This window comes from Rhodococcus tibetensis (assembly GCF_024438035.1).
Taxonomy (GTDB): Bacteria; Actinomycetota; Actinomycetes; order Mycobacteriales; family Mycobacteriaceae; genus Rhodococcus_F; species Rhodococcus_F tibetensis.
In genome coordinates this window covers 12,170-36,338 of record NZ_JANFQF010000015.1, presented here as the reverse complement: position 1 = coordinate 36,338, position 24,169 = coordinate 12,170, and the positions used below count along the sequence as shown (strand labels likewise).

The 24,169-nt window shown below is 64.0% G+C and carries 19 protein-coding genes and 1 pseudogene; 7 read left to right on the top strand and 13 right to left on the bottom strand.

Annotated elements, in window-relative coordinates:
• Nucleotides 1–760 precede the first annotated feature (760 nt).
• Nucleotides 761–1,018, top strand: coding sequence for a hypothetical protein (locus NOF53_RS18045; RefSeq protein ID WP_255971183.1), 258 nt, complete (start codon nt 761–763; stop codon nt 1,016–1,018).
• 215 nt (nt 1,019–1,233) lie between these two features.
• Here the strand turns inward: NOF53_RS18045 and NOF53_RS18040 are convergent, their stop codons facing one another.
• From NOF53_RS18040 to NOF53_RS18015, 6 genes are read right to left on the bottom strand one after another with little or no spacing between them, the layout of a single operon-like run.
• Nucleotides 1,234–1,431: a ferredoxin gene (locus NOF53_RS18040; RefSeq protein WP_255971182.1), complete on the bottom strand. Its 198-nt coding sequence runs from the start codon at nt 1,429–1,431 to the stop codon at nt 1,234–1,236.
• Nucleotides 1,428–2,630, bottom strand: coding sequence for a cytochrome P450 (locus NOF53_RS18035; protein ID WP_255971180.1), 1,203 nt, complete (start codon nt 2,628–2,630; stop codon nt 1,428–1,430). The genes NOF53_RS18040 and NOF53_RS18035 overlap by 4 nt, the downstream gene beginning before the upstream one ends.
• A gap of 8 nt (nt 2,631–2,638) precedes the next feature.
• A complete protein-coding gene (gene mhpA, locus NOF53_RS18030) occupies nt 2,639–4,222 on the bottom strand; it encodes a bifunctional 3-(3-hydroxy-phenyl)propionate/3-hydroxycinnamic acid hydroxylase MhpA (protein ID WP_255971178.1) in 1,584 nt (527 codons plus the stop codon).
• Nucleotides 4,219–4,368, bottom strand: a complete 150-nt coding sequence (locus NOF53_RS18025; RefSeq protein ID WP_255971176.1) for a hypothetical protein — start codon at nt 4,366–4,368, stop codon at nt 4,219–4,221. The genes mhpA and NOF53_RS18025 overlap by 4 nt, the downstream gene beginning before the upstream one ends.
• Nucleotides 4,365–5,303: a fumarylacetoacetate hydrolase family protein gene (locus tag NOF53_RS18020; protein WP_255971174.1), complete on the bottom strand. Its 939-nt coding sequence runs from the start codon at nt 5,301–5,303 to the stop codon at nt 4,365–4,367. The genes NOF53_RS18025 and NOF53_RS18020 overlap by 4 nt, the downstream gene beginning before the upstream one ends.
• On the bottom strand, nt 5,300–6,469 hold the full coding sequence (locus tag NOF53_RS18015; protein WP_255971172.1) for a VOC family protein: 1,170 nt from the start codon (nt 6,467–6,469) through the stop codon (nt 5,300–5,302). The genes NOF53_RS18020 and NOF53_RS18015 overlap by 4 nt, the downstream gene beginning before the upstream one ends.
• Nucleotides 6,470–6,605: 136 nt before the next feature.
• On the opposite strand from NOF53_RS18015, the gene NOF53_RS18010 reads away from it, so the two are divergent.
• On the top strand, nt 6,606–7,292 hold the full coding sequence (locus NOF53_RS18010) for a TetR/AcrR family transcriptional regulator (protein ID WP_255971170.1): 687 nt from the start codon (nt 6,606–6,608) through the stop codon (nt 7,290–7,292).
• Between the two features lie 33 nt (nt 7,293–7,325).
• Here NOF53_RS18010 and NOF53_RS18005 read toward each other — a convergent pair whose 3' ends face one another.
• Complete coding sequence (locus NOF53_RS18005) at nt 7,326–8,372, bottom strand: amidohydrolase family protein (RefSeq protein ID WP_255971168.1); 1,047 nt, start codon at nt 8,370–8,372, stop codon at nt 7,326–7,328.
• A 186-nt stretch (nt 8,373–8,558) separates the two neighbouring features.
• A complete protein-coding gene (locus NOF53_RS18000) occupies nt 8,559–9,374 on the bottom strand; it encodes an SDR family oxidoreductase (RefSeq protein WP_255971166.1) in 816 nt (271 codons plus the stop codon).
• A gap of 524 nt (nt 9,375–9,898) precedes the next feature.
• Between NOF53_RS18000 and NOF53_RS17995 the strand changes: the two genes are divergently transcribed.
• On the top strand, nt 9,899–11,209 hold the full coding sequence (locus NOF53_RS17995; protein ID WP_255971346.1) for a cytochrome P450: 1,311 nt from the start codon (nt 9,899–9,901) through the stop codon (nt 11,207–11,209).
• A gap of 369 nt (nt 11,210–11,578) precedes the next feature.
• On the top strand, nt 11,579–14,128 hold the full coding sequence (locus NOF53_RS17990; RefSeq protein WP_255971164.1) for a helix-turn-helix transcriptional regulator: 2,550 nt from the start codon (nt 11,579–11,581) through the stop codon (nt 14,126–14,128).
• On the opposite strand, the gene NOF53_RS17985 is transcribed toward NOF53_RS17990, so the two are convergent.
• Nucleotides 14,107–14,814, bottom strand: coding sequence for a hypothetical protein (locus tag NOF53_RS17985; RefSeq protein ID WP_255971163.1), 708 nt, complete (start codon nt 14,812–14,814; stop codon nt 14,107–14,109). The genes NOF53_RS17990 and NOF53_RS17985 overlap by 22 nt on opposite strands.
• Here NOF53_RS17985 and NOF53_RS17980 point away from each other — a divergent pair.
• A complete protein-coding gene (locus tag NOF53_RS17980) occupies nt 14,813–18,109 on the top strand; it encodes a beta-propeller fold lactonase family protein (protein ID WP_255971162.1) in 3,297 nt (1,098 codons plus the stop codon). The two genes, NOF53_RS17985 and NOF53_RS17980, sit on opposite strands and share 2 nt — an antisense overlap.
• Nucleotides 18,110–18,187: 78 nt before the next feature.
• On the opposite strand, the gene NOF53_RS17975 is transcribed toward NOF53_RS17980, so the two are convergent.
• The 4 genes and pseudogenes from NOF53_RS17975 to NOF53_RS17960 all read right to left on the bottom strand — a co-directional run.
• Nucleotides 18,188–18,352: a hypothetical protein gene (locus NOF53_RS17975; RefSeq protein WP_255971160.1), complete on the bottom strand. Its 165-nt coding sequence runs from the start codon at nt 18,350–18,352 to the stop codon at nt 18,188–18,190.
• A 123-nt stretch (nt 18,353–18,475) separates the two neighbouring features.
• Nucleotides 18,476–18,793 carry an HNH endonuclease gene (locus tag NOF53_RS17970; RefSeq protein WP_255971158.1) on the bottom strand — a complete coding sequence of 106 codons (318 nt, stop codon included), beginning with the start codon at nt 18,791–18,793 and terminating at the stop codon, nt 18,476–18,478.
• A gap of 727 nt (nt 18,794–19,520) precedes the next feature.
• The gene (locus NOF53_RS27765) at nt 19,521–20,099 is read right to left on the bottom strand and encodes a ParB N-terminal domain-containing protein (protein WP_308213837.1); all 579 of its coding nucleotides are present in this window, start codon (nt 20,097–20,099) and stop codon (nt 19,521–19,523) included.
• A gap of 141 nt (nt 20,100–20,240) precedes the next feature.
• Nucleotides 20,241–20,555 (bottom strand): annotated as a pseudogene (locus NOF53_RS17960) (IS110 family transposase); the annotation flags it as partial.
• Nucleotides 20,556–21,039: 484 nt separating this feature from the next.
• Between NOF53_RS17960 and NOF53_RS17955 the strand changes: the two are divergent.
• The gene (locus NOF53_RS17955; RefSeq protein ID WP_255971156.1) at nt 21,040–22,581 is read left to right on the top strand and encodes an alpha/beta hydrolase; all 1,542 of its coding nucleotides are present in this window, start codon (nt 21,040–21,042) and stop codon (nt 22,579–22,581) included.
• On the top strand, nt 22,581–24,134 hold the full coding sequence (locus NOF53_RS17950; protein ID WP_255971154.1) for a serine hydrolase domain-containing protein: 1,554 nt from the start codon (nt 22,581–22,583) through the stop codon (nt 24,132–24,134). The genes NOF53_RS17955 and NOF53_RS17950 overlap by 1 nt, the downstream gene beginning before the upstream one ends.
• The last annotated feature ends 35 nt before the right edge of the window (nt 24,135–24,169 follow it).

Below are 24,169 nucleotides of genomic sequence, written 5' to 3'. Positions count from 1 at the left end.
CACTTGGAACAAATTACAATCCGAATTCCGCCAGACACGGGAGACATCAGAAAATTTGCCGGATCCTGGGCTACACCGGGACAGCGTGTCGACCACGGCACCGACGTTCACAGTGCACAAATCTGGTGCTGCACTGGGACCTCGGCCGCGCAATCCTGGACCGCCAAACAGGCCGGACGGTGCTCGTGAGTACAGAACGCTCCTGGCGCAACGCCATGGTTCCGAGCGGCGTCGAACACTCGCTCCACGTCACTCCAGAACTCTGGCCAGCCCAGCGGCACGCCCAACGAGTTGGACAAGTCCGCCGGACCCATCAGGACGGCATCGATCCCTCGGTATGCCGAGAATCTCGTCGGCGGCCCGGACGCCGATGATGGATTCGATCTGGATGGCGACGAGGGTGTGCATTGCGTCTGCCGTGCAGTCGGGATTCGCCAATGCGGTGCCGCAGTCTGCTCCTCGCCCGGGCCTAGGCCTCTTCGCCCTTCCGGCTCGAAACGTGCTCGCCCCACAACGGCCGCTGCCTGCTCAGCAGTCTCGCTCTGAGGAACGATGACCCGGCCGCCTGATGTGGAACTGCTTCATTGTTCGAAGTCCGAATGCACACAACTTCGACCGGATTTTCTGTGCGGAACAACGGGATCGACCGTGCTGTCACTCCCTTGTGCGCGTACAGCGCACAGTCGAAGTGGTCAGCGATCGGCTGGCATTGGCTGTCCCGGGCACCGCGTCAAGGTTGCGCGTTCGTCGAGGAACGAGCGTGGTTACGATCGCGCCGAGTGCGGCGACGCCAGAGAAGATATGGGACGCGCCCTGGCTGCCGATGCCTGCACTGATGAGGGCGCCACCGAGTTCGGAGTGTCCGGGCGCCGGCGGAGGTCCGCAGTACCAGTTCGCCTTCTTGCTCGGGCGCTGCGAGACGGCGAGCGGCCGCACCGGTCGCGACGATGAGATCGTCGTAGGAAATGTGCTCGTGGACTGCGCGGTTCTCGGTGTCCACGCCGACAGCGTGTGGTGATCGTGGTGATGTCGAGATCGGACATGTTCCACGTATCGGTCTGTCCGCCGTCTTGTTTGAGGACGTGTTTGGACAGCGGCGGACGAGCGCAGCATCCGTCCGGGTCGGCACCGATCATGGTGATCGAACCGGAGTGATCGAGGGCCCTCAGTTCCCTCGCGTGGTGTATCGAGCGATGGAGTCACCGACGATCACGATCCGACGGTCGGTACTGCTCACGTGTGCTCTCGCAGTGCCGCGACCGGGCACGCACCGATGGCCGATTTAACCCCGGATGCGACATTGTCCGGGATGTCGCTGTCCTGATAGGCATATTCGAGTTCCCCGTCGTCGTCGAGGCTGAACACCTCGGGGGCTTGCTCGGCGCAGAGTCCGTGGCCTTCACAGCGATCCCAGTCGACATCGATCCTCATGATGGTGTCCCCTCTGCTGCAACCAATCTCAGTGGCAGCTTTTCGAATCGGTGGATGACGTTGTTGATGGCCCATTTCGGTGTGCCAGCCGGTTCGATGCGATGGACGCGCCGGGCCAGTATCCGCAGGATGGTCTGTGTTTCCAGGCGGGCAAGTCCTTGACCGGCGCATCCATGGACTCCCGAACCGAAGCCGAGTTGGCGTGCGGCGTCGCGGGTGATGTCGAACGAGTCCGGGTCGTGCCATTCGCGGGGATCCCTGTTGGCGGAGGCGTAGATCACCAGTATCCGTGCGCCGCTGGGGACGGGTGTGCCGCCGATCTCGACATCGCGTACCGCGCGGCGGGAGAAGGCCCTCAGCGGTGACTCGTAGCGCACGACCTCGTTGACGGCGTTGGGGATCCGGTCGGGGACGTCCCTCAGCGCTTGCCACTGCTCGGGGTGACGCGCGAAGAGGTGCAACGCACTCGAGATGGCTCCGATCGTGGTGTCGAGGGACGGCGCCAGATAGTCGATCATCAGCGCTGGGCACTTCGACTTCTCGATCCTGTTCTCATCCGCCGCGGTGAGTACGTCGTCGCCCATGCTGCCGGGAAGCACAGACCGCTCGCGGACCACTCGCTTGGAGAACGCAAGCATCTCGCCAGCCGCTTTCGTTGCTTTGATCGATTGCCTGTTGACCGGACCGAGCGAATCGAAAGTTGCGCCTGCCCAACGTAGTAAGTTATCGCGACCTTCCTCGGGCCAGCCCACCAGATCGGGAACGATCGATGTGGGTAGCGCGGTCGCGAGATCGTCGACACCATCTACGAATCGCTTGGCCAACGCAGCGTCGACGATTTGCTCGGCCTTGTCCTCGACAGCGGCGGTCATCTTCCGTACGGCCCTCGGTGTGAGTCGGTGCGCGAGGACCGACCGCTTGAGTGCGTGCTGGTCGCCGTCACTGTTGAGGGTGGTTCCGCGGCCGAGTCGGTTCGCGAGCGGGTTCAATGCCACTCCGTCTCCGGAGATGAAGGTTTCGTCGTCGAGCAAAACGGACTTGCAGTCGGCGTACCTCGAGATTGCGTAAGCACGGTGCCGGGGTAGCCACACGGCCGGGCCGAGAGCACGTAGTTCCGCGTAGTGCGGGTACGGGTCGAGAATCGCAGCTTTGGAATATATATTCTCGCGGTACTGCGGGATCGAAACATCGAGTGCCATAACGGATCCTAAACGTCGGTGGCGGACAGCGTGGCTGCGATGAGCGGCACGGCAGGCGGTTGCGCGCGGCCGGCGACGGGCACGGCCGAGGCGGGCACGAGAGTGTGCAGCGACGCGAGTGACCGGCTCGTGGCCATCACAGTCTTGTCGGGCCGCACGAGGGCCGCAGATGCGTGTGCGCCTCGCAGCCACTCCCCGAGCTCGGAGGAGGCGCCCACCACGAGCGCGGCGGCGCCGCGGCGGAGTATCTCCCGATGCTGCCCGCCGGTCGGGGCGGTCAGCGAGACGATGACGAACTGGTCGGGCGCGACATCGTCGAAACGTTTGCCCCGGTCGATGATTGCGTTGGGGCACAGCGTGCCGGCGAGACCACGGGTGAGCCCAGGGGCGCGGCGCACGTATGCCGACCTGTGCAGGGCGGGGGTGGCGCTGTCGGTCACTCGTGCCGCTACGCCGGGTAGCCGCGCCAGCAGAGGGAACAGGCGCTGGCGGAGCGCGGCGGTGCGTTCCCCGCCGCCGGTCATTGCCCAACCGATGGTCACCGCAAGTTTGATCATGGCATCGGCGTGGGGCCCGCGTTCCTGCTGATAGGTCTCCAGTGCAGAGTTGGGCAGCACCCCGTGCAGGACGCCGACGAGTTTCCAGATCAGGTTCTTCGCATCACGCACCCCTGCGCCCATGCCCTGTCCGATGAACGGGGGAGTGAGGTGGGCCGCGTCGCCGAGAAGGAATACTCTGCGGTCCCGCCAGCGATCGACCACCTGGGCGCGGAAGGTGTATTCCGCAACTCTGATCAGCTCCAGGTCGACGTTCGCCGTGGTGCCGATCCACGGGGCGATGAGAGGCCGGACGGTGTCGATGTTGCTGAAGTCCGCGGTGGTCTCGTGATCGTGCAACCGGAATTCCCAGCGGTAGCGGCTCTCGCCGATGCGCATGTACGTGCCGGCACGGTCGGGGTCGGCGAGTTGATGCACGCCATCCCACTGCTGCAAGTCGGTGCCGGTGGCCACGTCGATCACCAACCAGCGCTGTTCGAAGCCGAGATCTCGCATCTTCGACCCGATGGCGGAGCGGACGGTGCTTCTCGCGCCGTCGCATCCCAGCACGTAGTCCGCGGTGACGAAGCGGTCTGCGCCGGAGGCTCGGTCCGTGTAGCGGACGACGGCGTGATCGCGCTTGTTGGCGACGTCGGTGACCTCGCATTCGCCGCGGAAGGTGACACTGTCGTATCGGTTCATCGCTGCCCGCATGATCTGTTCGAGTTCCGGCTGATCGAACATGTTGGCCGGAGGAAATCCGTGCGGCGCCGAATCCGGATCACGGGTGAACTCGGCGATGGTGCGCAGGCGTCGATCGATCAGCCGCAGTCCATGTCCGGGCCGGGAGATCGACGCGAAGTCGTCGGCGAGGCCCAGCTCACCCAGGATGCGATAAACCTCGTCGTCGAGGTGAACTGCTCGTGGTTGAGCGAAGACATCGGTCCAGCGGTCCAGGACAAGGCAATCGACCCCGAACCTGGCCAGCAGCGACGCGGCGACCATGCCGGTGGGCCCCGTCCCGATGATCACCACCGGGTAGTGCTCGGCGTTCACCCCACAGACCCGTTGTCTCGTTGCAGCAGCGCGTACGTGCTGTCGGGGAGTCCTCGTTCGGCGAGAGGGACCGATTCCACGACCGTCAGGTCGCCCGGGCCTTTCAGGACGGACCACAGCGCGGTGTCAGCGACACCGTGGGTCATCGCGCGTACCTGACGGTGGTGCGCTGGACGCCGAGGTCGAGCATCGCGTCATCGGTTGCGATGGTCAGCTCGACGATGTCGCCGTCCTTCAGATATTTCGGGTTGCCGGCCTGCCTTGTGAAGAATGTCTTCCATTTGACCGCAGGGGGGAGGAAGGATCCGATGATCTCGATCGGTTTGGCCGGCGCTTTCAGTGCCGTTCCACCGGGGGTGCCAGTGAGCACCAGGTCGCCGGGGTCGAGTCGTTGGAAACCGCTCAGGGTCTTCAGGGCTTGCGCCGGTCGGAAGATCATGTCCCGCACCGTGCTGTTCTGGCGCACCTCACCGTTGACGCGCAGCATCAGGCGCAGCTGTTCGAAGCGAGCGAAGTCGCCGTCTTCGAGAACGAGGAGTACCGGGCCGACCGGGGTGAAGGTGGGGTAGGACTTCGCCTCGTAGAACTGGGTTTTCGGGAGCTGGACATCGCGTGCGGACACGTCGTTGGTGATGACGAGGGCGGCGATGTAGTCGGCGACGGTGGACTCGTCGATAGGTGTGCCCACCGGAAACGGCTTGCCGACGACGAGCCCGATCTCGACCTCGTAGTCGAGCAGCTTCACGTGAGCCGGTTTGACGATCTCGTCCGACGGACCGCTGATCGACCCGGACGCCTTCCGGAAGAACGTCAGTGGCACCGTCGCCGGATTCATGCCCGAATCCTTCACGTGCGAGACGTAATTGGTCATCTGCGCAACGACGCGACATGGCGCGGTGACCGGCGAGAGCACCTCGAGCGATTCCACCGGAACGGTGACGGTGCTGCCCGCAGCGGACTCGATGGCCGCGCGATCGGCCAACAGTTCGGCGGTCGTCGATGCGGTCGTGTCGATTTTCGCTGCGCCGGTGGGCAGCTGCACCCACCATGCGTCGGAGGTGCGCAGGACCGAAATGCTCATGTGGAGGCTACTTTCAACAGGCCGCGGAGGCGTTCGGAGTCGAATTCGTTGTCGGTACGTAGTGAAGAAAAGATCGAACGTAGTTCTTGGAGAGACGCCCTGCCGGGAGCGATCCCGAGGAAATCCGTGGTGGCGGGCGGGCCCCACTGGGCCAGCCCTGTTGCGGTCATCGGCGCCCAACCGGGCTGGAGGGAAGAGTCGAACAGGTCTCCGTCGCTGAAATGCTCGACGAGGAAGCCGTCCGGATCCCGCCAGTAGTCGAAGAGCTGGCTGCCCTGGATGTGGCGGCCGATGCCCCACGAGTGCTTGTATCCGCGTTCGGTGAGATATCGATTGCCTGCGCCGATGGCGTCGAGGTCGCACACCTGATAAGCCGAGTGCACATAGCGGTCCGAGGGGCCCAATGCCAGGGCCAGGGTGTGATGGTCGCTGGGGGTGGCGCCGCGGTCGCATCGGATGAAGCTCATCACCGGCCCGCGCTGACGCTGTCCGTCGTAGTACAGGAAGTCGCTGACGATCAGGCCGAGGTGTTCCAGATACCAGTCGAGGTTCTCCAGGTAGCGGGCTCGTTGTAGAACCACATGACCCAACCGTTCGACGAGAGCGGGTTCGCGCGGAGGGCGTTGGGTGGCGTTCAGGCGGGGTGCGTCGGTGGTTGCGGTGTGACGTACTGCGAAGTTGTAGTCGTGCACCCGTTGGCCCGGAAGTTCCGGGCCGACATCGAGATCTGCGACGATGCGCACCGGCTGGCCGCTCGGATCGGTGAGAGTGGTCCCGATTCCGCCGACGGTGTCCGGGAGCCGATCGACGCGGCGGCCGGTGGTCTCGGCCAGTCGCATCACATCGCCGCCGTCGGCGGCGAGAAACGCCGCCCCGAGGTACTTCGTGTGGGCGCCTTTGCGGATCAGTACGCACGGTGAGCCGGCTGCCGTGCCGCGTAGGTGCAATTCCTCGGCGGTCCGCAACGTCACTGTGAACCCGAAGGCCTCGGCGAATGCCTGGGCCTTGACCAAGTCCGGCTTCTGGAACTCGAGCCACGCGATGTCGTGGGCTTTGATGATCGGGTTCTTCGCGCGCCCGGGATGTTCGCCGGGCAGTGCGCCCTGGTCGACGTGAATGTTCTGGTGGCCGTCGACACCCGGTCCGGTGGTGATCTCTGTGGTCAAGTCCACTCCTCGAAGAGTTCTTGACGATATCGTCACCTATAGGCTGGGCCACAGTCAAGTGTTTTGACGGAATCGTCATAATGATGGGCGGGGGTAAACTCTCGTCGACCAAAGCCCAACGAGGCAGGAGCATCGCGTGTCGGACAACAGTGGACTCGAACGCCGTAAAGCGCGTACGCGGGCAGCCCTCATCGCTGCAGCGCAAGGGTTCATCGCCAACGGCAAGCTCAACGCGCCGATCCTCGAGATCACCCAGGCAGCCGAGGTGGCCAACGGATCGTTCTACAACCACTTCGAGAGTAAGGAAGACCTGTGGCGAGCAGCGGTGGACACAGCGCTCGACTCGGTCGGTGACTATCTCGACAGCCTGACGGTCGATCTGACCGATCCCGTCGAAATGTTTACGCAGTCGTTCAGGCTGGCGGGGCGGTTGTTCCGACTCGAGCCGCAGATGAGCCGAGTGCTGCTCAGTTCAGAGGCTGCCGCGATAACATCCGATCACGGGTTGGCGCCGCGATCGAGGCGCGATATCGAGGCCGCGGCGAAGCAGGGCCGATTCGACGTCGACGACCCCGACCGAGCACTCGCACTGGTGGCCGGTGCATTTCTCGCCATGGGTCGCATGTTGTTGGACCAGCCGGACCGAGACGAAGCGCCGACGGTCGACGGCATGACGGCAGATATTCTGCGAGCGCTGGGAATTCCGGCCACAGAAGCAAAGCAATTGTGCGCCCGCCCACTGCCCCAGTTCTTCGACGTCGGTGTTCGCAGAGTGGTCGATCCGGCCGCTCAGAGCGCCGATCCGAGCGTCACCGCATGTTGAATCTCGACACCGGGCCCGTAGCGGCGCAATTTTTCAGATGTCGCCAAGTAGTCGCCGCGCGTTGTCCGAGGTCGCTCGGCGCCAGTTCGCGAAAACCTCGGACGGCGTCGAAGCGTCGAGGGATTGAATTTGCTGCCGGACCGCGTCGAGCGGGGTGAAGCAGAAGTCGCTGCCGTACACCAGGTGTTCGGTGCCGACCGCGGAAACCAGGGCGGGCAACTGGCGGGGGGCGGGGGTGCCGGCAAGATCGAACCACATGCTCTGCAAGATATCCGACATCGTGGGGGCTTTGATACCTACTTGCGAACGAAAGAAGTCCACGCGATCCGACAGCAGAGGAAGCACGCCCCCGCCGTGGGTGAGAACCCATCGAATGTTCGGGTAGCGATCGATGGTGCCCAGCATCAGCAGGTCGACGACGGTGCGCGCGGTATCGAACAGAAACTCCATCATCGATGCCGGTAGGCCCAGATTGACCGCGGCCGCGTTGGGTGGTGACGTGGGGTGGACGAAGACGACTGCCGAGCGCGCGTGGAGCGCTGCCATCAGTGGTGACAGCGCTGCGTTGCCCAGGTACATTCCCGCGGCGTTCGACATCATCACGACGCCGTCGGCGCCCAAGTCGTCCAAGGCGCGAACGGCCTCGACAACGGAATCGACTACATTCGGAAGTGGGAGTGAGGCAAAGAATCCCAGTCGGGGTTGACCGCTTGTCACCTCGGCCGCGAAGTCGTTGACGCGACGTGCGAGAGCGGCCGCCTGCGCGGTGTCGCCCAAAAGAACCCCGGGTGAGGACAGGGATAGAACCGCAGAGTCGACGCCACAACTGTCCATCATCGCCAGATGTTCACCGATGGACCAGGAAGGCCACTTGGGCATTCCGTCGGGGAAAGCGATTCCCGCCTGTACCGCGTCTCGGACGTAGAAGTCGGGAAGGAAGTGCGAATGTAGGTCGATCAGGCCACCGGCGGGTTCCGCCGGGTTCGCCCGGGCGCTGCGTGAAGCGCTCACCACCGAGTGTGCCACCCCGGAAACCGTGACCCCTCCGAGTGTGCCGAGCAGCGTTCTGCGGTCGATCATCTCGCGACTTCCTTCTGCGGCTGCAGTGACGGGCTATGCCGGATTGCGTTTCCGGAGGGGTGGGCGGCCGCGCCGCTTTTGAAAGGACACAATGATGGAGCGTCCAGCTTCCACGGTCTACCGACGGCGCCCTGCCCGTCGATTCGGGTGAGAGCGCCGTAGTGCACGGTCGGCGGCGCCGAGGAGTCAGGCGCCCCGTGTTCGCGCGCCGATGCCGTATGCCTTGGCCATGACGGACTCGATCACCGTGCGCGGCATCAACCTTCGCGCCAAGAACACAACTGGGGCGTTGCTGCCTACGGCGTAGAGCGGAAGGGTCTTCTTGTCCTCGACTGCTTTGACCACCGTTCGTGCGACCTTGGTCGCTGAGATACCCTGCGCCTCCCTGGCATCGAGTACCGAGATTGCGGAGGAGAAGCGCTGTTCGTAAGGGGATCGGCTACCTATGTACTTCGTTCGGCGCCCTGACAACCCGGTGGCGATCGAACCCGGTTCGACGGTGGTGATGTCGATGCCGAACGGCAGCAGCTCGTAGCGTGCGGCTGTGGCGAATCCTTTGATAGCGGCCTTGGTGGCCACGTACGACGACCGGTACGCGAGGGGGAAGCTGGCCAACATGGACCCGACGTTGATGATCTTGCCGCGTCGCCGCTGCCGCATTCCTGGGAGCAACAACTGAGTCAGCTCCACGGCGCCGAAAACATTGAGCTGGAACAACCTTTGCACGGCATCGACGGGTAGCTCTTCGAGAGGACCGCACTGAGATTCGCCTGCGTTGTTGATCAGCACGTCGACCTCTACCCCGTCGAGAGCGTCGACGAAACTACGGATCGAGTCTCGGTCGGTGAGGTCCAGATCGCGGTATTCGACACCTCGCGTCGGGTCGCTCACCGTGGAACTGTTCCGGCTCGTCCCGATCACCCGGTACCCGCGGTCGACGAGCGCCGTTGCTACGGCCTGCCCGATCCCCGATGACGCCCCGGTGACGATAGCTGTCTTCACCACATACCCCTTGCCCTTGTGTGCTGTGCCGAACTGGTGTGTCCGCACATTTCGGTAGTCGATACGAGTCTTATCGGCCGGCGTGCGTGATCCCAGAGACCGCGCAAGCCGATGCGAAGCTGCCCGCGAGGGGTTTTCGGCAATCCGGTCGCCCGGGGTCACATCGATCCGCGATCTGCGGCCGACGGGTACCGCACCCCGAGCAACTTGCATGTTCCTTCGTGCGCCGCCCACGCCGATGCGCACATCCAGCAACCCCGACTCCTCACCCTTCTGATGATATCGTCAATCAAGACGGAGCGATAGTTCAGAAACTGAATCTGAGAACCATCAGAGACAAGGGCCGCCTGAGGTCCTCGGAGAACCGCGATTCGAAGGTGCAGTGACGCATGACCGCTGGGGACAACCGGCTCGATCGCCGCGAAGTGCGTAGCCGCGGCGCACTGATCTCCGCGGCGCGGCTCCTCATCGCGGCGGATAGGCACACCGAGTAGCTCACAGTGGACAACGGAAGGGTCGAGGACATGAAGGCTCGGATCAGGTGGATCGCCGCGCACGGCATCGTGCGCTACGGGGCGAAGAAGGCGGCGCAGCGCGGTGACCTGCAGGCGATGCTGGTCGCCGACCCCGCCACCCGCGAGAATCCGCGGCAGGTCTTCGAGAAGATCCGGGCGTCGGGGCCGTTGGTGAAGACGCGGATCGCGAACATCTCCGTCACGCACCGCGTCGTGCACGATCTCCTACGCTCGGACGACTTCCGGGTGACCGAGTTCGGCGCCAATCTCCCGAAGCCGCTGCGGTGGATCGAGAACAAGACCCGCTCGAAAGCGCTTCACCCGCTGAAGCCGCCGTCGCTGCTCTCGGTCGAGCCGCCGGAACACACCCGCTACCGCAAACTCGTGGCGTCGGTGTTCACCCCGCGCGCAGTCGCGAAGATGCGCGTGATGGTGCAGGAGAAGGCCGACAGCCTCCTCGACGAGCTGGTAACAGCCGGACGCGACGTCGACATCGTCGACAAGTACTGCGCGCAGCTTCCCGTCGCCGTCATCAGCACGATCCTGGGCGTCCCCGACGCGGACCGACAGCGGGTGCTCGAGTTCGGGGAGATGGCCGCGCCCAGTCTCGACATCGGGCTGTCGTGGGAGCAGTTCACCCGCGTCGAGGACGGGCTCGAACAGTTCGACGCTTGGCTCGCCGGTCACCTCGCCGAGCTTCGCCGCAATCCCGGTGACGATCTGATGAGCGAACTGATCAGGGCCACCGAGGACGGCGTCGGGCTGAACGACGAAGAGCTCCGAGCTACGGCTGGTTTGGTCCTGGCCGCCGGTTTCGAGACGACGGTCAACCTACTGGGCAGTGGCATCCGGCTGCTCCTGGACAACCCCGACCAGCTCGAGATCCTGCAACAGGATCCGTCGTACTGGCCGACGGCCGTCGAGGAGATGCTGCGCCTGGAATCACCGGTGCAGCTGACAGCGCGCCTGGCCAAGCGCGACGTGACGGTCGAGGGCGTGCCTCTGACGAAGGGCGAGCTGGTAATTCTGGTTCTCGCAGGCGCTAACCGCGACCCTGAACTGTTCGACGATCCGTACCGCTTCGACGTCACCCGTGAGAACGCGGGCAAGCACCTGTCGTTCTCGGGCGGACGTCACTACTGCCTCGGCGCCTCGCTCGCCAAGGCGGAGACGGAAGTGGGACTGAAGACCCTGTTCGACCGATTCCCCCACCTGCGATCGACAGGTGGGGGAATCCGGCGTGACACCCGAGTCCTGCGCGGCTGGGCCTCGCTACCCGTGGATCTCGGACAGCCTGCTTCTACAGGCGTTGCCCGGTAAAGGCGGAGGACTCAGCCCTTTTCGAGCAGGCCCACGCGAAGAAGTTCGGACGAGGTGGCGTGTGGTTGTGCCGGAGGCGAGCCATTCGTCGACGTCGTGCGGTCGGCATGTGGCGGCGGTGCGTCCATCGGTGTTGTGGAGCCAGGTCAGGAACTCGAGGGTTGAATCGATATTTAGCGCACGACTCGGTCTTTAACGAACTGTGAAATGGCACAACCTGGCTGGTGTGGCTGAAGTTGTTTTCAGTGCCAATCAATGCCGCGGGCTGGGTGATGGCCGGGATATCCGTCGCGCCAACTACCGCTGGAAAACGCAAAGCGTCAGTCGATGATTTCCCGCGCCTACTAACGCAGTAGCTAAGATTGCGCTGTGGACGGTGTCTGGCCACTTATTGGCAGGGATGAGGAACTGCGGCGCATCTGGGCGGCTATCGAAGGCTCTGGTGATGACTGTGGGGTTCTTGTGGCGGGCGGTGTAGGTGTTGGCAAGAGTCGGTTGGCGAGTGCCGCCGTCGCCGTACTTGCCAAACGGCACGCCGTCCGGTGGGTCACCGCTACGGCCTCGGCCCGAACTCTTCCGTTGGGAGCGTTTGCCCAATGGGCACCGATCTCGGAGGCCGACCCGATGATGGTCATTCATACCGTCATCAAAGCGCTCACTGCTGGCGAGAAGCCCGTAGTCGTGGCCGTCGACGACGTTCACCTGCTCGACGACCTGTCCGTCGTCGTCATCCAACAACTCGTGCAGCGCGGCCTTGCCAGGGTCGTGCTCACCCTGCGCAGCACAGAACCGGCCCCCGACACCATCACCACCCTTTGGAAAGACGGGTTCCTCAATCGGATCGATTTAGATCCCTTGCGCGAAAACGACACTGAATGCTTGCTTTCGCAAGCGCTCGCTGGGCCCGTCGCCCCCGCAACGGCGGCCGAACTGTGGAACCTGACTCGCGGCAATGTGCTGTTCCTGCGGCATCTCGTTGGCCAGGAACGGGACGCCGGACGGCTCGTGAGCGACGTCGGCACCTGGCGGTGGAGCGGTGAACCTGTCGTCTCACCCACCCTCGCCAAACTCATTACCGGCCAGCTTGGTTCGCTGACCGATGACACGGCAGAAGTTCTCGACTACCTCGCGATTGGCGAACCCATTGACGGCACGGTGTTGGAAATCCTCACCAGCCCGCATGCGGTCAAGGAAGTGCATTCCCGCGGCCTCATCGACATGGCCGGCGACAACGGCGATATCGCCGTCCGCCTCAGCCACCCCCTCTACGGTGAAGTCCGTCGCAGCACTGGCAACCTCCTACATCTGCGCCGCCTGCGCGGTCGTCTCGCAACCGCTCTGTCCACCCGCGCTGATCCGACACCGGCAGCTCTGTTGCGACGGGCATTGCTGACGCTCGAATCCGACCTTCCGCCCGACCTGGGGCTTTACCTCGCTGCCACCGCCACCGCACTACGGCTCCACGATGCTCCTCTCGCCCTTCGTTTCGCAGACGCCGGACATATATCTGACAGCGGCTTTCAAGGCGCGATGCTGCACTACTGGGTGCTCAATAACGTCGGTCGGGCACAGGATGCATTCACCCTGCTCGAGGCGCTCGATCAGAACGCGCTGACGATCGAGGAGAAACGGCGACTGTCCGTTATGCGAGTGGGCACCCTCTGCTGGAGCCTCGGCGATCCCGAACGGGCGAGGCAAGAACTGGCAATCGCCAAGGTAGCGCACTGTAATCACAAATCATGTGAGCTAGCCGCATTCGAAGTACTCCTCGATTCGGTGCAAGGCCGACCTGACCACGCGATCGCCGCAGGAAACGTGGTCTTTCAGGCTGCGCCGAGCGATATGGCCTTCGTGCTCACCTCATGCGCTCTGGTCATTGCCCACGGTTACTCGGGAAATGCTGCCAAGGTTTCTCCGTTGACCAAGCGGGCCTCCGCTTTAGTCGCAACATCTAGTGATGCTTCCGCGCTGGAGTACGGGATCGTCTACTTCCACATCGAAGCAATGTTCATCGCGGGGTACCTTCAGGCCGCGGAACAAGTCATGACCCAGTTTGTCGAGTATGCCGCGAACACTCCCGGAACCATAGGTTTGTTTGTCTCATTGCTCCACAGCTACGTTAACCTGTCCCAAGGTCATCTGAGCGCGGCGCTCGAGGTTCTGAACAGGGCGGATCGCGAATTCCGTAGCACCACGTACGACAGATCAGCTGTCGTCAGCTGCCGGGTTTACCTGATTCTCGCGCTATCGCATCGCGGGGACGGGAAACGCGCAGCGGAGCTGGTGCGCGATCTCGACACGCTGAATCCTTACGGCTTCCTCCGATCAGCGTGCACCCTCGCCAAAGCATGGGCTGCGGCCGCCCAGGAGATGATCGCCGATGCAATCCGCCTCGCACGGAAGGCGGCCGCGATCGCGGCCGATCGCGGCCACTTCGGCCAAGAACTCATGTGTCTGCAAGCCGCATCGCAATTCGGCGATCGCACCACAGCGCACCGGCTGAACGAGCTCACCGCCCTCGTCGACGGGCCACGCGTCCACGCCGTTGCACTGCATGCCAACGGCCTGACCAGCGTCAACGGCGAAAAACTCGCCGAAGCCTCACGGCGGTACGAAGAAATCGGTGACATCGTCGCAGCGACCGATGCCTCCGCCCAAGCCGGAACTCTCTTCCGCGAACAGCAACATCACGGTTCCGCACTGACAGCCATCGAACGTGCCAGGACGCTGGCAGGCACCCACCGCGGACTCAACACCCCCGCACTGCGCCAAGCCGGCGAAACCACCCCACTTACGAGGCGGCAGCGCGAAATCGTCGCCCTCGTCTCCCAGGGCTTCACCAACAAAGAGATCGCCGAACGCCTCGGAGTCTCCATCCGCACAGTCGAAGGCCACCGCTACCACGCCAGACTGCGCTGATCGCGCGTCGCCGCAGTAACCAGAAAATCGCGTAGTCGACTACGCGGTTCAGATCCGCGACTGAGCGTGACGATCATTGCTGTCCCATGCAACTTGAGAAGCGCTTCGAGGCGATAAACCAGCCCAGCCACCGGATGGTGCGTCCGGACTGCAGTTCGAAGCGTCCTTATCGAGGAGTACCCCATGAGTAACGACAAGCACCTCAAGCACCTCGGCGAGCTGGCGGTGGCAGTGGGCATAGGGCTTGCGGTCGCGCCGGCTGGCATGGCGGTGGCAGCACCGTCCGTCGGCGACTCGTCCACGTCGTCGAGTTCCGACTCCTCCGGCCAGACATCGTCGGACGGGAGATCCACGGACCGATCCACGGACGGGACTTCGTCGGACAGGACTTCATCCGGCGCATCGCGCACCGACTCGGACTCGTCGAGCGGCAGATCCGGATCGTCGACGACCGGCGACTCGACCACGGATTCGCAATCCACGTCCGGCGCGGATTCGCAATCCACGTCCGGCACGGATTCCCAATCCACCTCCGGCACCGATACCCACTCCACCACGGGCACCGACTCCACGTCCGCCACCTCGAACGACGACATGAACGGGTCCGGCGCGACGACCCCCGACACCGCCACGGCACCCGACCCCACGACACCCGACAGCTCGTCGACTGCGAACGGCGATGGCATGCCAGAGTCGGGCACGACAGCAGACGAGTCCGAGCAGGACGGATCGAGCTCTGCCACCACGGCACCGACCACGATCGACGAGTCCGGTGCCGCGATCGCGCCGGCCGACCGGCCTCTGGCGGGAGCAGTCACCGAGCCATCGGATTCGTCCGCGTCATCGACACCCGCAGAGGGTCACGACCACGCACCTGTGGGCAGCGCCATTGCGCCGAATCCACCGACCACCCCGGTGACGGGCAGCTCCGGCACGGCACTCGCCCCGCCCGCCGTGGCGGAGGACCCGGCGGCGCGCGGACCCGTCCCGGACGCGCCGGCAGCGATTCCGGATGCAGTTCCGGCGACGGCGACGGCTCCCGTGATCACCACGATCGACGGGACGACGGCCCTGACGCGCGGGGTATCCGACGCCCGTGCCGATGCGCTGCAGGTCGGGACGCAGGCAATGGCGCCGTCTCTCCCCACGCCGGCGGTGGATGGCGCATCCAGTGTCGTGTCGAAGGTGCTCGGAGCCCTCGGGCTACGTCCGTACCTGTCGAACGACCCACACCTACCGATCGAGTCGCCGACGTTCTGGGCGCTGGCCGCGGCATGGTGCCGTCGACAGGAGAAGGCAATCACCACCGACGCGAGCAAAGCGCTGGCTGCCGCCCCCGTCACGACCAGCGAGCCGATCGAATCGTTCGCCGTCGCGAGCACCGCATCCACCGGCACGAGCTCTGCATCCACTGCCGGGCCGATCGTCGGTGTGCCCGACCGCAGCACCGGTTCGGTGCCCGGCTCGATCAATTCGCCCGGAACCCAACTCGATTACACGGTCACCGGACCGCCGAGCCGCGGAACGGTCACCGTCGACGCGACCGGCGGGTTCACCTACACCCCAACCCAGGCAGCGCGCCAGGCGGCCGCGCTGGACCCGAGCGCCGATTACGACTCGTTCACCGTCACCGTGACCTCCGGGCAGTCCAGCAACCCGGTGACCGTGCAGGTGCCGGTGTCTGCGGCGCGGATGCAGGTCGCGCAGTCCACCACTGTCGGATCCAACCCGTCCGGTGTGGTGTTCGCCGGCACCAGAACCTATGTGGCAAACCAGGGTTCGAAGAGCGTATCCGTGCTCGACGCAGGTAACACTGTCGTCGGCTCGGTGCCCGTGGGCACTTCCCCGACCGGCGTCGCGGCCAACCCGGCCGGGACCCGGGTGTACGTCACCAACAGTGGCAGCGGCACCGTGTCGGTGATCAACACCGCCACCAACACCGTCGTCGCCACCGTCAAGACCGGCACCACACCCAGGGCTGTCGCCGTCAACCCGGCCGGGACCCGCGCATACGTCACCAACAGTGGCAGCAACACCGTGTCGGTGATCAACACCGCCACCAACACCGTCGTCGCCACCGTCAAGACCGGCACCACACCCAGGGCTGTCGCCGTCAACCCGGCCGGCACCCGCGCATACGTCACCAACAGTGGCAGCAACACCGTGTCGGTGATCAACACCGCCACCAACACCGTCGTCGCCACCGTCAAGACCGGCACCACACCCGGCGCTGTCGCCGTCAACCCGGCCGGCACCCGCGCATACGTCACCAACAGTGGCAGCAACACCGTCTCGGTCATCGACACCGCCACCAACACCGTCGTTGCCACCGTCGCCGTCGGTTCCCAGCCGACCGCCGTGCGCGTCGCCCCCGACGGAAGCGCAGCCTATGTCGTCTCCAATCCGGACACACTGACCGTCATCGACACGCGCACCAACATCGTCGTGTCCACACTCTCCATCGACTCGCCCGCCGAGTCCGGCGACCACTCCATCGCGCTGAGTGCCGACGGTTCCCGGATGCTCGTCACCGATGCGACCGACGGGCGGGTCCGGGCCCTGACGCTCACCCACGTGAACTCCGCGCCCACAGCGAGCTGGACGGCCGGCACACCTCAAGCGTCCGACGGCGCGGTCGTCATCACCCTCGTCGACCCCAAAGACCCGGATGGCGACCCGGTGACTTTCACGAACACCGCCCCCGGGTCCGGATCGGTCCTCTCCGACGGCTCGACATTCACCTACACCCCGACCACGGCCGCCCGCGACCTCGCCCTGCAGACACCGTACGAGGACGCCGACCAGTTCACCATCGCCCTCGCCGACGGCCACGCAGTGACGAACATCGTTGTCACCGCTTCCATCTCGCCGACGCAGGCTCCGGATGTCCTCGAGGTCGAGTCGACCGCAATCACGGTGGGAAGCGGTCCGACCGGCGCGGTGATCGCCGAGGACCGCATCTATGTCGTCAGCGAAGAGGGCTTCGTCCGGGTGATCGATCCCGAGACCAACACGGTCGTCGGTGCGCCGATCGCGGTCGACTGGGCGTCGTCGAACATTGCGGCCGCCCCGGCGGTCGACCGGGTGTACGTCAACAGCCCCAACACCGGCACCATCTCGGTGATCGACACGAGCACCGGCACCGTCGTCGACACGATCTGGCTGCCCACTTCCCCCGACTACCAGGGCTGGACCCTGGCGCAGGAGCTGGCCGTCAGCCCCGACGGGACACGCCTCTACGCCAGCGGTGAGGACGGCACCGTGTCGGTGGTCGACACCGCAACGAACACCCTCGTGACCTCGCAGCCCCTCGGATACTTCACCGATCTGGCCGTCAGCGAGGACGGCCGTCACCTGTACGGCACGAGCGGCGCCTCCGTTACCGTGATCGACACCGAATCCATGACGGCGATCAGCACCCTGGGAGTCGGGCCGGTGTGGGACCTCACCCGCTCGAGCAGCGAGTTCACCGATGTCACCAGCAGTGTCGCCGTCAATACGGACGGCACCCGGGCCTATGCCACGTACCACGTCACCACGGTGGAGCTCGCCAGCGGCGGCTACTCCAACGGACAGTTCATCATCGACGGCACCGGACGGACCTGGCGTGTGACGGGCGGATACGAGGTCGTCACGGTGATCGACGTCGACCGGTCCAGTACCACCTACGGGACCCAGCTCGCGACGGTCCGGCTGCCCGAGGGAGCACACGACGTAGCGATCAGCGCGGACGGCGATCTGCTGTATGTCTCCGGCGCGGACGGCCGGACCGTCTCGGTGATCGACACCTCGACATACGCCGTCGTCGGGACCTTCGTCACCGACCCGGACGGCTCGACCTCCGGGGCGTACGGACCCTACCGATTCCTGCTCGTCGATCCGGACAACCGCGGAACGCTGTACGTCACCGACTACGCCGACGGCGCCGTGTATGCAGTCACCGGCGCACCGGGCGGCGCACCCGCCGCTGTGCTCACCTGACCGAACCGACACGCTACGCTGGATGACGCGAACGGCCCCCGATCCCTTGTGGGAGCGGGGCCGATTCGTCGGACGCGACTAGCGGTAGTCGGAACCGAATCCGTAGTCGTCCAGCGGAACCGCAGCACCAGTGCCCTGGCCGAAGCCTTCCGGGCTGTACTGGTCGTCGTAGGACGGCACGGCGTACGCCTGGGCGCGCGCCTCCTCGATCGGTGGATCGGCATCGAATGCAATACCGGACACTCTGATTGGCATAATATAAATTACCGGCAGTGTGGAGTCCTGTCTGACAGCATATTTGGCACATACTCCGGTCTCGAGCCTGCTCGTTAGCCGGATAACGCGGCGGGGGTCGGAACATCCGCGTCAACTGGGAGGGATGGGCTTCGTGGTTCGTGTGGCTTTCAGGGCAGGCGGGTACTCGGTGAGTCCAAGCCAGGTGGAGGATGCGGGCTCGCGAAGTGCCCAGCCGAGTTCGTCAAGGAGGTAATGGCTGCGGGCGTCGTTGCACGCGTAGCACGTGGTAACGAAGTTGCTGGACTCGTCGAGGCCCCCGCGGGCGATCGGGACGACGTGCTCGAGACTGGTGGAGTGGGTCCAGTAGATCAGGTGCGAATGACCGAATTTCCAATGCGAGTGATACGGAAATTCCGTCGGGAAGGCGCGCGAAACGAGCTTCAGCACCCGCAGATCAATGGTGCGGGATCCGCAAACCGACACGTCCACCGATCACGTGCAAACACCGCGATCTTTTCCCGTCCCACCGACCGCCGCTTGATCGCTGGCGCCGTGCGGGTCGGCACGACTATCCGACATGCGGCGACATCAACTGCTCGGTTCCCGCGGACCGCTTCGATCTCACCGAGATACATCGACTCATCTTGATATGCACTTTAGGAGCCCGTGAGCACGGTCGTATCGCAGATACTCGTTCTCAGTGAAGGCTTTCACGGGACGAAAGACAGGAAAGGACTCAGAGTCGTAGTCGATGAGTACTGCACCGTATTTGTAGGGTTCGTCCGACATAGCCCGAAGACTAGTGCTTCGATGATGCTACGGCGATCGAGAATTGCGAAGCCGCAGTCGTTTTGCCAGTACCGGAGATGAACGGCACCTTCAGGGATTTCTCTCTTCTCGTTCGGTGGCGGGTGCACCAAACCGTCCGATGTCGGTGTTGTTTACCGCGGTAAACAACACCGACACGGGGCAATTAGGATCGGCCTCCAGGCGGCGGAACGCTCGAGTGACCTTCGCGGCAGTCATGGGGGAGCGGTCAGATTCTCGCTCAGCTGGAGGGCAGTCCTGGTCGCTCCCGTCTGCCTGATTCTCACGCTGTGGGTCGGCTTGCCACTTGTCGACTTGTTCCGCCTGCCGAACCTGTGCGAGGGAGCGCGGGGTACGGATGGCGAGTTCACCTGTGCGAATGTCCGTTTGGAGTTCGGTGCCAGTTTGAGCGGGGCCCGCCGTTGCGAAATCCATCCCTTGGATTTGTTGAGCTCGAGGGCTGCCTACCGACGGTCCCACATTCGACGACCATCAGTTCGACGGCCTTGGCCTCCTCGATGACATCGAAGTCGCGGCGGCCGACGTTCTCGGCGGCGGCGAGCCGCCGGCAGCCATTAATCACTATCCAGCGGGCGCGGCCGATCTCAGTTTCGTCTTCGGGGTACAGCCGCAGGTAAGCCGACCTGGTGACTACCAGAGCGCGCTGAAGCTGGGTGCCCGTGATCGAGACCAGGTCTCTGAGGTCACCAAGGTCGTCACGCGGATTGCGAGGATCCGGTGCCAGCTCGCTGAGCGGCACGTGGGACAGTGTCGGACCGACGGAGACCGCGGCCACGGGGGAGGTGGCGTCGCGATCGTCGTCTTGGTTGAGGACGTCCGCGGTGACGGCTGCGAGGTTGACGGCGACGGTACTCTTTCCGACGCCGCCCTTCTGGTTGAGGAGGACGTGAATGATCTTGAGACCTTTTCCGTTTGCTTCACCCACCTGATATGGGCTACTTCGGACGGGTACGGACGGTACGGCACCGAATGGCTGGAGTTCGGGAGACACGCTCACGGATCAGACATTCGCCGATAGTTGTTCGGTCTGGGCGAGACTCATCAGCCAGGCGACCGGATTGGATAATGCCTCTCGCCTCTTCGTCTCGGACAGGCCCGCGGGGTACAGGTCGGCGATGCGGCGCATCGACAGCCCCGGCAGGTAGGCAACGTCGTGTCCGCAGGCGCGGGCAACGGTGACCAGGGCGCCGATCGTGCCCAAGTTGATCGACGATCACCAGGACCGGACCGCGGGTGGCCAAGCCGTCGAACACCGCACGCAGCTTCGTCTCGTCGTTCGGCAGTGCCTTGTCATAGAGTCGGCCGCCGGAGGGATCCAGCCCGACGGCGTGGTGTTCGCCTTTCCCACGTCGATGCCGCAAAACACGGCGTAGCTGTCCATTCAGCAGTCCATCGACGCCACCAGGTTCGGCGACACCACCCCCCGGATCATTCGAGAGACAGGGGCAAGAAGTCATACCGAACATGGCGACCGCAGTCCCGCGGAACGGGACCACGAAGACGGTAACGAGGTGACATGGGTGTAGGCGCGGCAAGTCCGACGTAACCGCGCTCGCGTCTTATGTGCTGGACGACGGGCTGCCCTTCATCATGACCACAGCGGGCAACTGGCCGTCCCTGACGCCAATCGGGGCACCGACTATCTCGTTTTGCGGCGGTGATCTCGCGCCGCCTTTGGGATGCGTTCTCAACCGAGCTGGCCGACCGCACGATTCGATTCATCACCGAGCGTCTGCATAAGGATCGCCGGATTTCATCGGTTCTCGAACTTTCGGTATTGCTATGGGTGTGCCAGGATTATCTGGGTAATACTCGGGCCGAGCCCGAACACAAGGTTCGGGCGGTCGCCATTCAGGGTGGTCGACATGCGGTTGGTGAACCAGATAACTGCGATTGCGTTTGCCTCGATTCTCGTCAGCTCAGCGTGTAGCAGCAATTCCGATCCGTCCAGTTCGCCACCGACGACTGTGGCTCATCCGCCGGCGGAGTTTGTCGAGGGTCCGTGCGCGAAGACGCCGAATCCGGTCCCACTGCTGGAGAATGCTCGCTGCGGGGAATTGTCGGTACCGGTGAATCGCACCAAAGAAGACAGCGGAACCTTGCGCTTGGCAGTAGCGATCGTTCCGTCGGAAACGCAGCCGCCGACCAAGGCTCCGATCGTCTTTCTCATGGGCGGGCCCGGTCAGGATGGGGTCACGGATCCCCCGATCAACCCGGACGTCCCGCTGAACCGTGATCGCGATCTGATCCTGATGGGACAGCGCGGCAACATGACGTCCAGCTCGCCGTTGCCCTGCCCGGAGATTTTCGAGTTCTTCGCCCAAAGGATCGGGATGGCGTGGAACGCTGAGTCCACACGGGATGCGTACGTAGAAGCGGTGAAGGAGTGCCACGACCGCCTGGCTCCCACCGTTGACCTCTCGGCGTTCAATTCGACCGAGAGCACCTTTGACCTGATTGATTTACGCAAGGCACTCGGCCTCGAGAAGTGGAATGTGTTCTCCCACTCGTACGGTACCGACCTTGCGCTGATCTACATGCGTCAAGACGCCGACGCTATCGAGTCGATCGTGTTCGACGGAGTGACGCCTCCATCGGCTGGTGCCCTGGGGTGGACCTGGGCCAGCGCTCGCCAAGCATTCGACAACATGGTCAAGGCGTGCGAGGACCAGCCAGCATGCAAAGAGCGCTATCCCGACCTGGGGGCAACGTTCATCCGGCTGGTCAATGAGCTTGAAGCGAAGCCCATCACCACGACGGTCAACGTTGAGGGTGTAGGAGGCACGAAGGTTGTCGTCGACGGCGGAATGCTGCTGAACTGGTTTGTCCCAGTGGCTACCCATCTACCGAAAGAGTTCCCATCAACGGTCGATGAGCTCGCAAACGGGAATGCGCAGCCCATTGCGTCGCGCTGGGCCGAGGTTTGGGGGCATCCGGAGAGGGGCGTCCTCCATTGGGGCCTCACCCTGAGCATTTGGTGCCGTGAATGGATCCCGTTCGAGACCGTCGAGCAGTCAATGCAACAGGCGGAAAAGGAATTCCCTGAACTCCCGGAGTCGGTTCGGGCCCAAGCGCCGCAGCTGCCGTTCCTGCGCGACGCCTGCGAAGTGTGGGACGTGCCGAAGGCCCCTGACTCGATCCGAGACATCACCGTGAGTGACATCCCTTCGCTTGTGCTGTCGGGAACCTACGACGGGCAGACCGGAGCGGTGTGGGGCGACTACATCGCGAAGGATCTCTCGCAATCCATAGTCGCGGTAGTGCCCGGAGCTGCACACGGTGTGTATGCAGAGCCACCGTGCGGAGCCGAGATAGTCGCGTCGTTTTTCGACAATCCGGAGAAGCCGGACACATCCTGCACGGACACGACGCCACTGCCGGCATACGACATTCTCCCGCCACGCTGATGACGACCGAGGTGTTCGCCGTCGGTGGCCCTGAGTTGTCGCGCCGGGCGGTGCTTGGCGGGGCGGTCGCCGGGTTGGCGGTGCTCGTATTGCCGGCATGTTCGTCGAAGGAGTCGACCAACACAGCTACGAGCGTCCCGGCGAACGCGAAGGAAGCGTTCAACGAGCTCGACGCCAAGATCGACAAGGCGATGAAGGACTACGCGATCCCCGGGGTTGCGGTTGGCGTCATTGCCGACGGTGAGGAGTACATCAAGGGGTACGGGGTCACCAATGTCGACCACCCGACACCGGTGGACGGCGACACCCTGTTCCGGATCGGCTCCACGACGAAGACGTTCACCGGAACGACCGTGATGCGCCTCGTCGACGAGGGCAAGGTCGATCTGGAGGCACCGATACGCCAGTATCTGCCCGATTTCGCGGTCGCCGATCCAGAAGCCAGCGCCACGGCGACGGTGCGACAACTGCTCAACCACACGTCGGGTTGGCTCGGTGACGATCTCCAGGACTTCGGTCGAGGCGACGACGCGATAACCAAGTTTGTGGCGTCGATGACCCGGCTCCCACAAGAGACCCCGCCGGGCACGGTCTTCGCCTACAACAATGCGGGGCTGGTTGTGGCGGGGCGGATTGTCGAGGTCGTGACTGGATCGGTCTACGAGGACGCCGTCCAGAAGATGCTGCTGGACCCGCTCGAGTTAAGTCACACCCGCTTCTTCTCGGACCAGATAATCGGCCGGAATATCGCCGCCTCACACAACGTCGACGACGGAAAAGCCGTTGTGGATCCGGGTTTCTGGTTCTTCTCGCGCAGTTGTAACCCGACCGGATCGTTGATTTCCAGCGTGCGGGATCAGGTGCGCTACGCGCGCTTCCACCTCGGCGACGGCACTACATCCAAGGGAGATCGGTTGATGAGCAAAGACTCGCTCATCGCCATGCGTTCCAATCCAGGCGTCGGCGGCACGCTTCAGGTCGAACTCACCGGCATGGGAGTGTCATGGATGCTGCGGCCGTCCGCGGAGAACGAGACGATCGTCCAACATGGCGGGACCTGGGCGGGTCAACGATCCGGGTTCTTCATGGTGCCCAGCCGTAAGTTCGCCATGACCGTGCTCACCAATTCCGAGGGTGGAGGGAAACTGCTCAACGAACTGTTCGCCGAGGACTGGTCGCTTCGCCGCTTCGCCGGAATCAGTAACCTGCCCGCGACGCCCCAGAAGTTGAGCACGGCCGAGTTGGCGCCCTACGAGGGGGCGTATGCCACTGACGACATCGATCAATCGGGCACCCTGGGGACCGTCGTGATCAACTTCCGCGGCAAAGATGGCCAGCTCGTCGGCAACATGAGCGACGCCCCGGATGGCACCTACCTGCCGGATGAGCAGACAGTCCCGAATCTCGGTCTTGCGCTTTACCAGACCGACTATGGGCTCGACCTTGGCCCCGACCTCAAACCCACCGGTACCCGATCCAACTTCGTTCGGGGGTCCGATGGGAATGTCGCCTGGTTCAGCAACCACGGACGGCTCTACCGGCACCTGCAGTAAATAGCCGATCTACCCCGGGGAAGCCGGTGGCGCAA

Bases quoted from the DNA above. Each gene is read 5' to 3' on its own strand.
- NOF53_RS18040 (WP_255971182.1), bottom strand. From the start codon at position 1,431: ATGAGGATCGATGTCGACTGGGATCGCTGTGAAGGCCACGGACTCTGC.
- NOF53_RS18035 (WP_255971180.1), bottom strand. From the start codon at position 2,630: ATGGCACTCGATGTTTCGATCCCGCAGTACCGCGAGAATATATATTCC.
- NOF53_RS18025 (WP_255971176.1), bottom strand. From the start codon at position 4,368: ATGACCCACGGTGTCGCTGACACCGCGCTGTGGTCCGTCCTGAAAGGC.
- NOF53_RS18020 (WP_255971174.1), bottom strand. From the start codon at position 5,303: ATGAGCATTTCGGTCCTGCGCACCTCCGACGCATGGTGGGTGCAGCTG.
- NOF53_RS18005 (WP_255971168.1), bottom strand. From the start codon at position 8,372: ATGATCGACCGCAGAACGCTGCTCGGCACACTCGGAGGGGTCACGGTT.
- NOF53_RS17995 (WP_255971346.1), top strand. From the start codon at position 9,899: ATGAAGGCTCGGATCAGGTGGATCGCCGCGCACGGCATCGTGCGCTAC.
- NOF53_RS17980 (WP_255971162.1), top strand. From the start codon at position 14,813: ATGCCAGAGTCGGGCACGACAGCAGACGAGTCCGAGCAGGACGGATCG.
- NOF53_RS17985 (WP_255971163.1), bottom strand. From the start codon at position 14,814: ATGCCATCGCCGTTCGCAGTCGACGAGCTGTCGGGTGTCGTGGGGTCG.
- NOF53_RS17955 (WP_255971156.1), top strand. From the start codon at position 21,040: ATGCGGTTGGTGAACCAGATAACTGCGATTGCGTTTGCCTCGATTCTC.
- NOF53_RS17950 (WP_255971154.1), top strand. From the start codon at position 22,581: ATGACGACCGAGGTGTTCGCCGTCGGTGGCCCTGAGTTGTCGCGCCGG.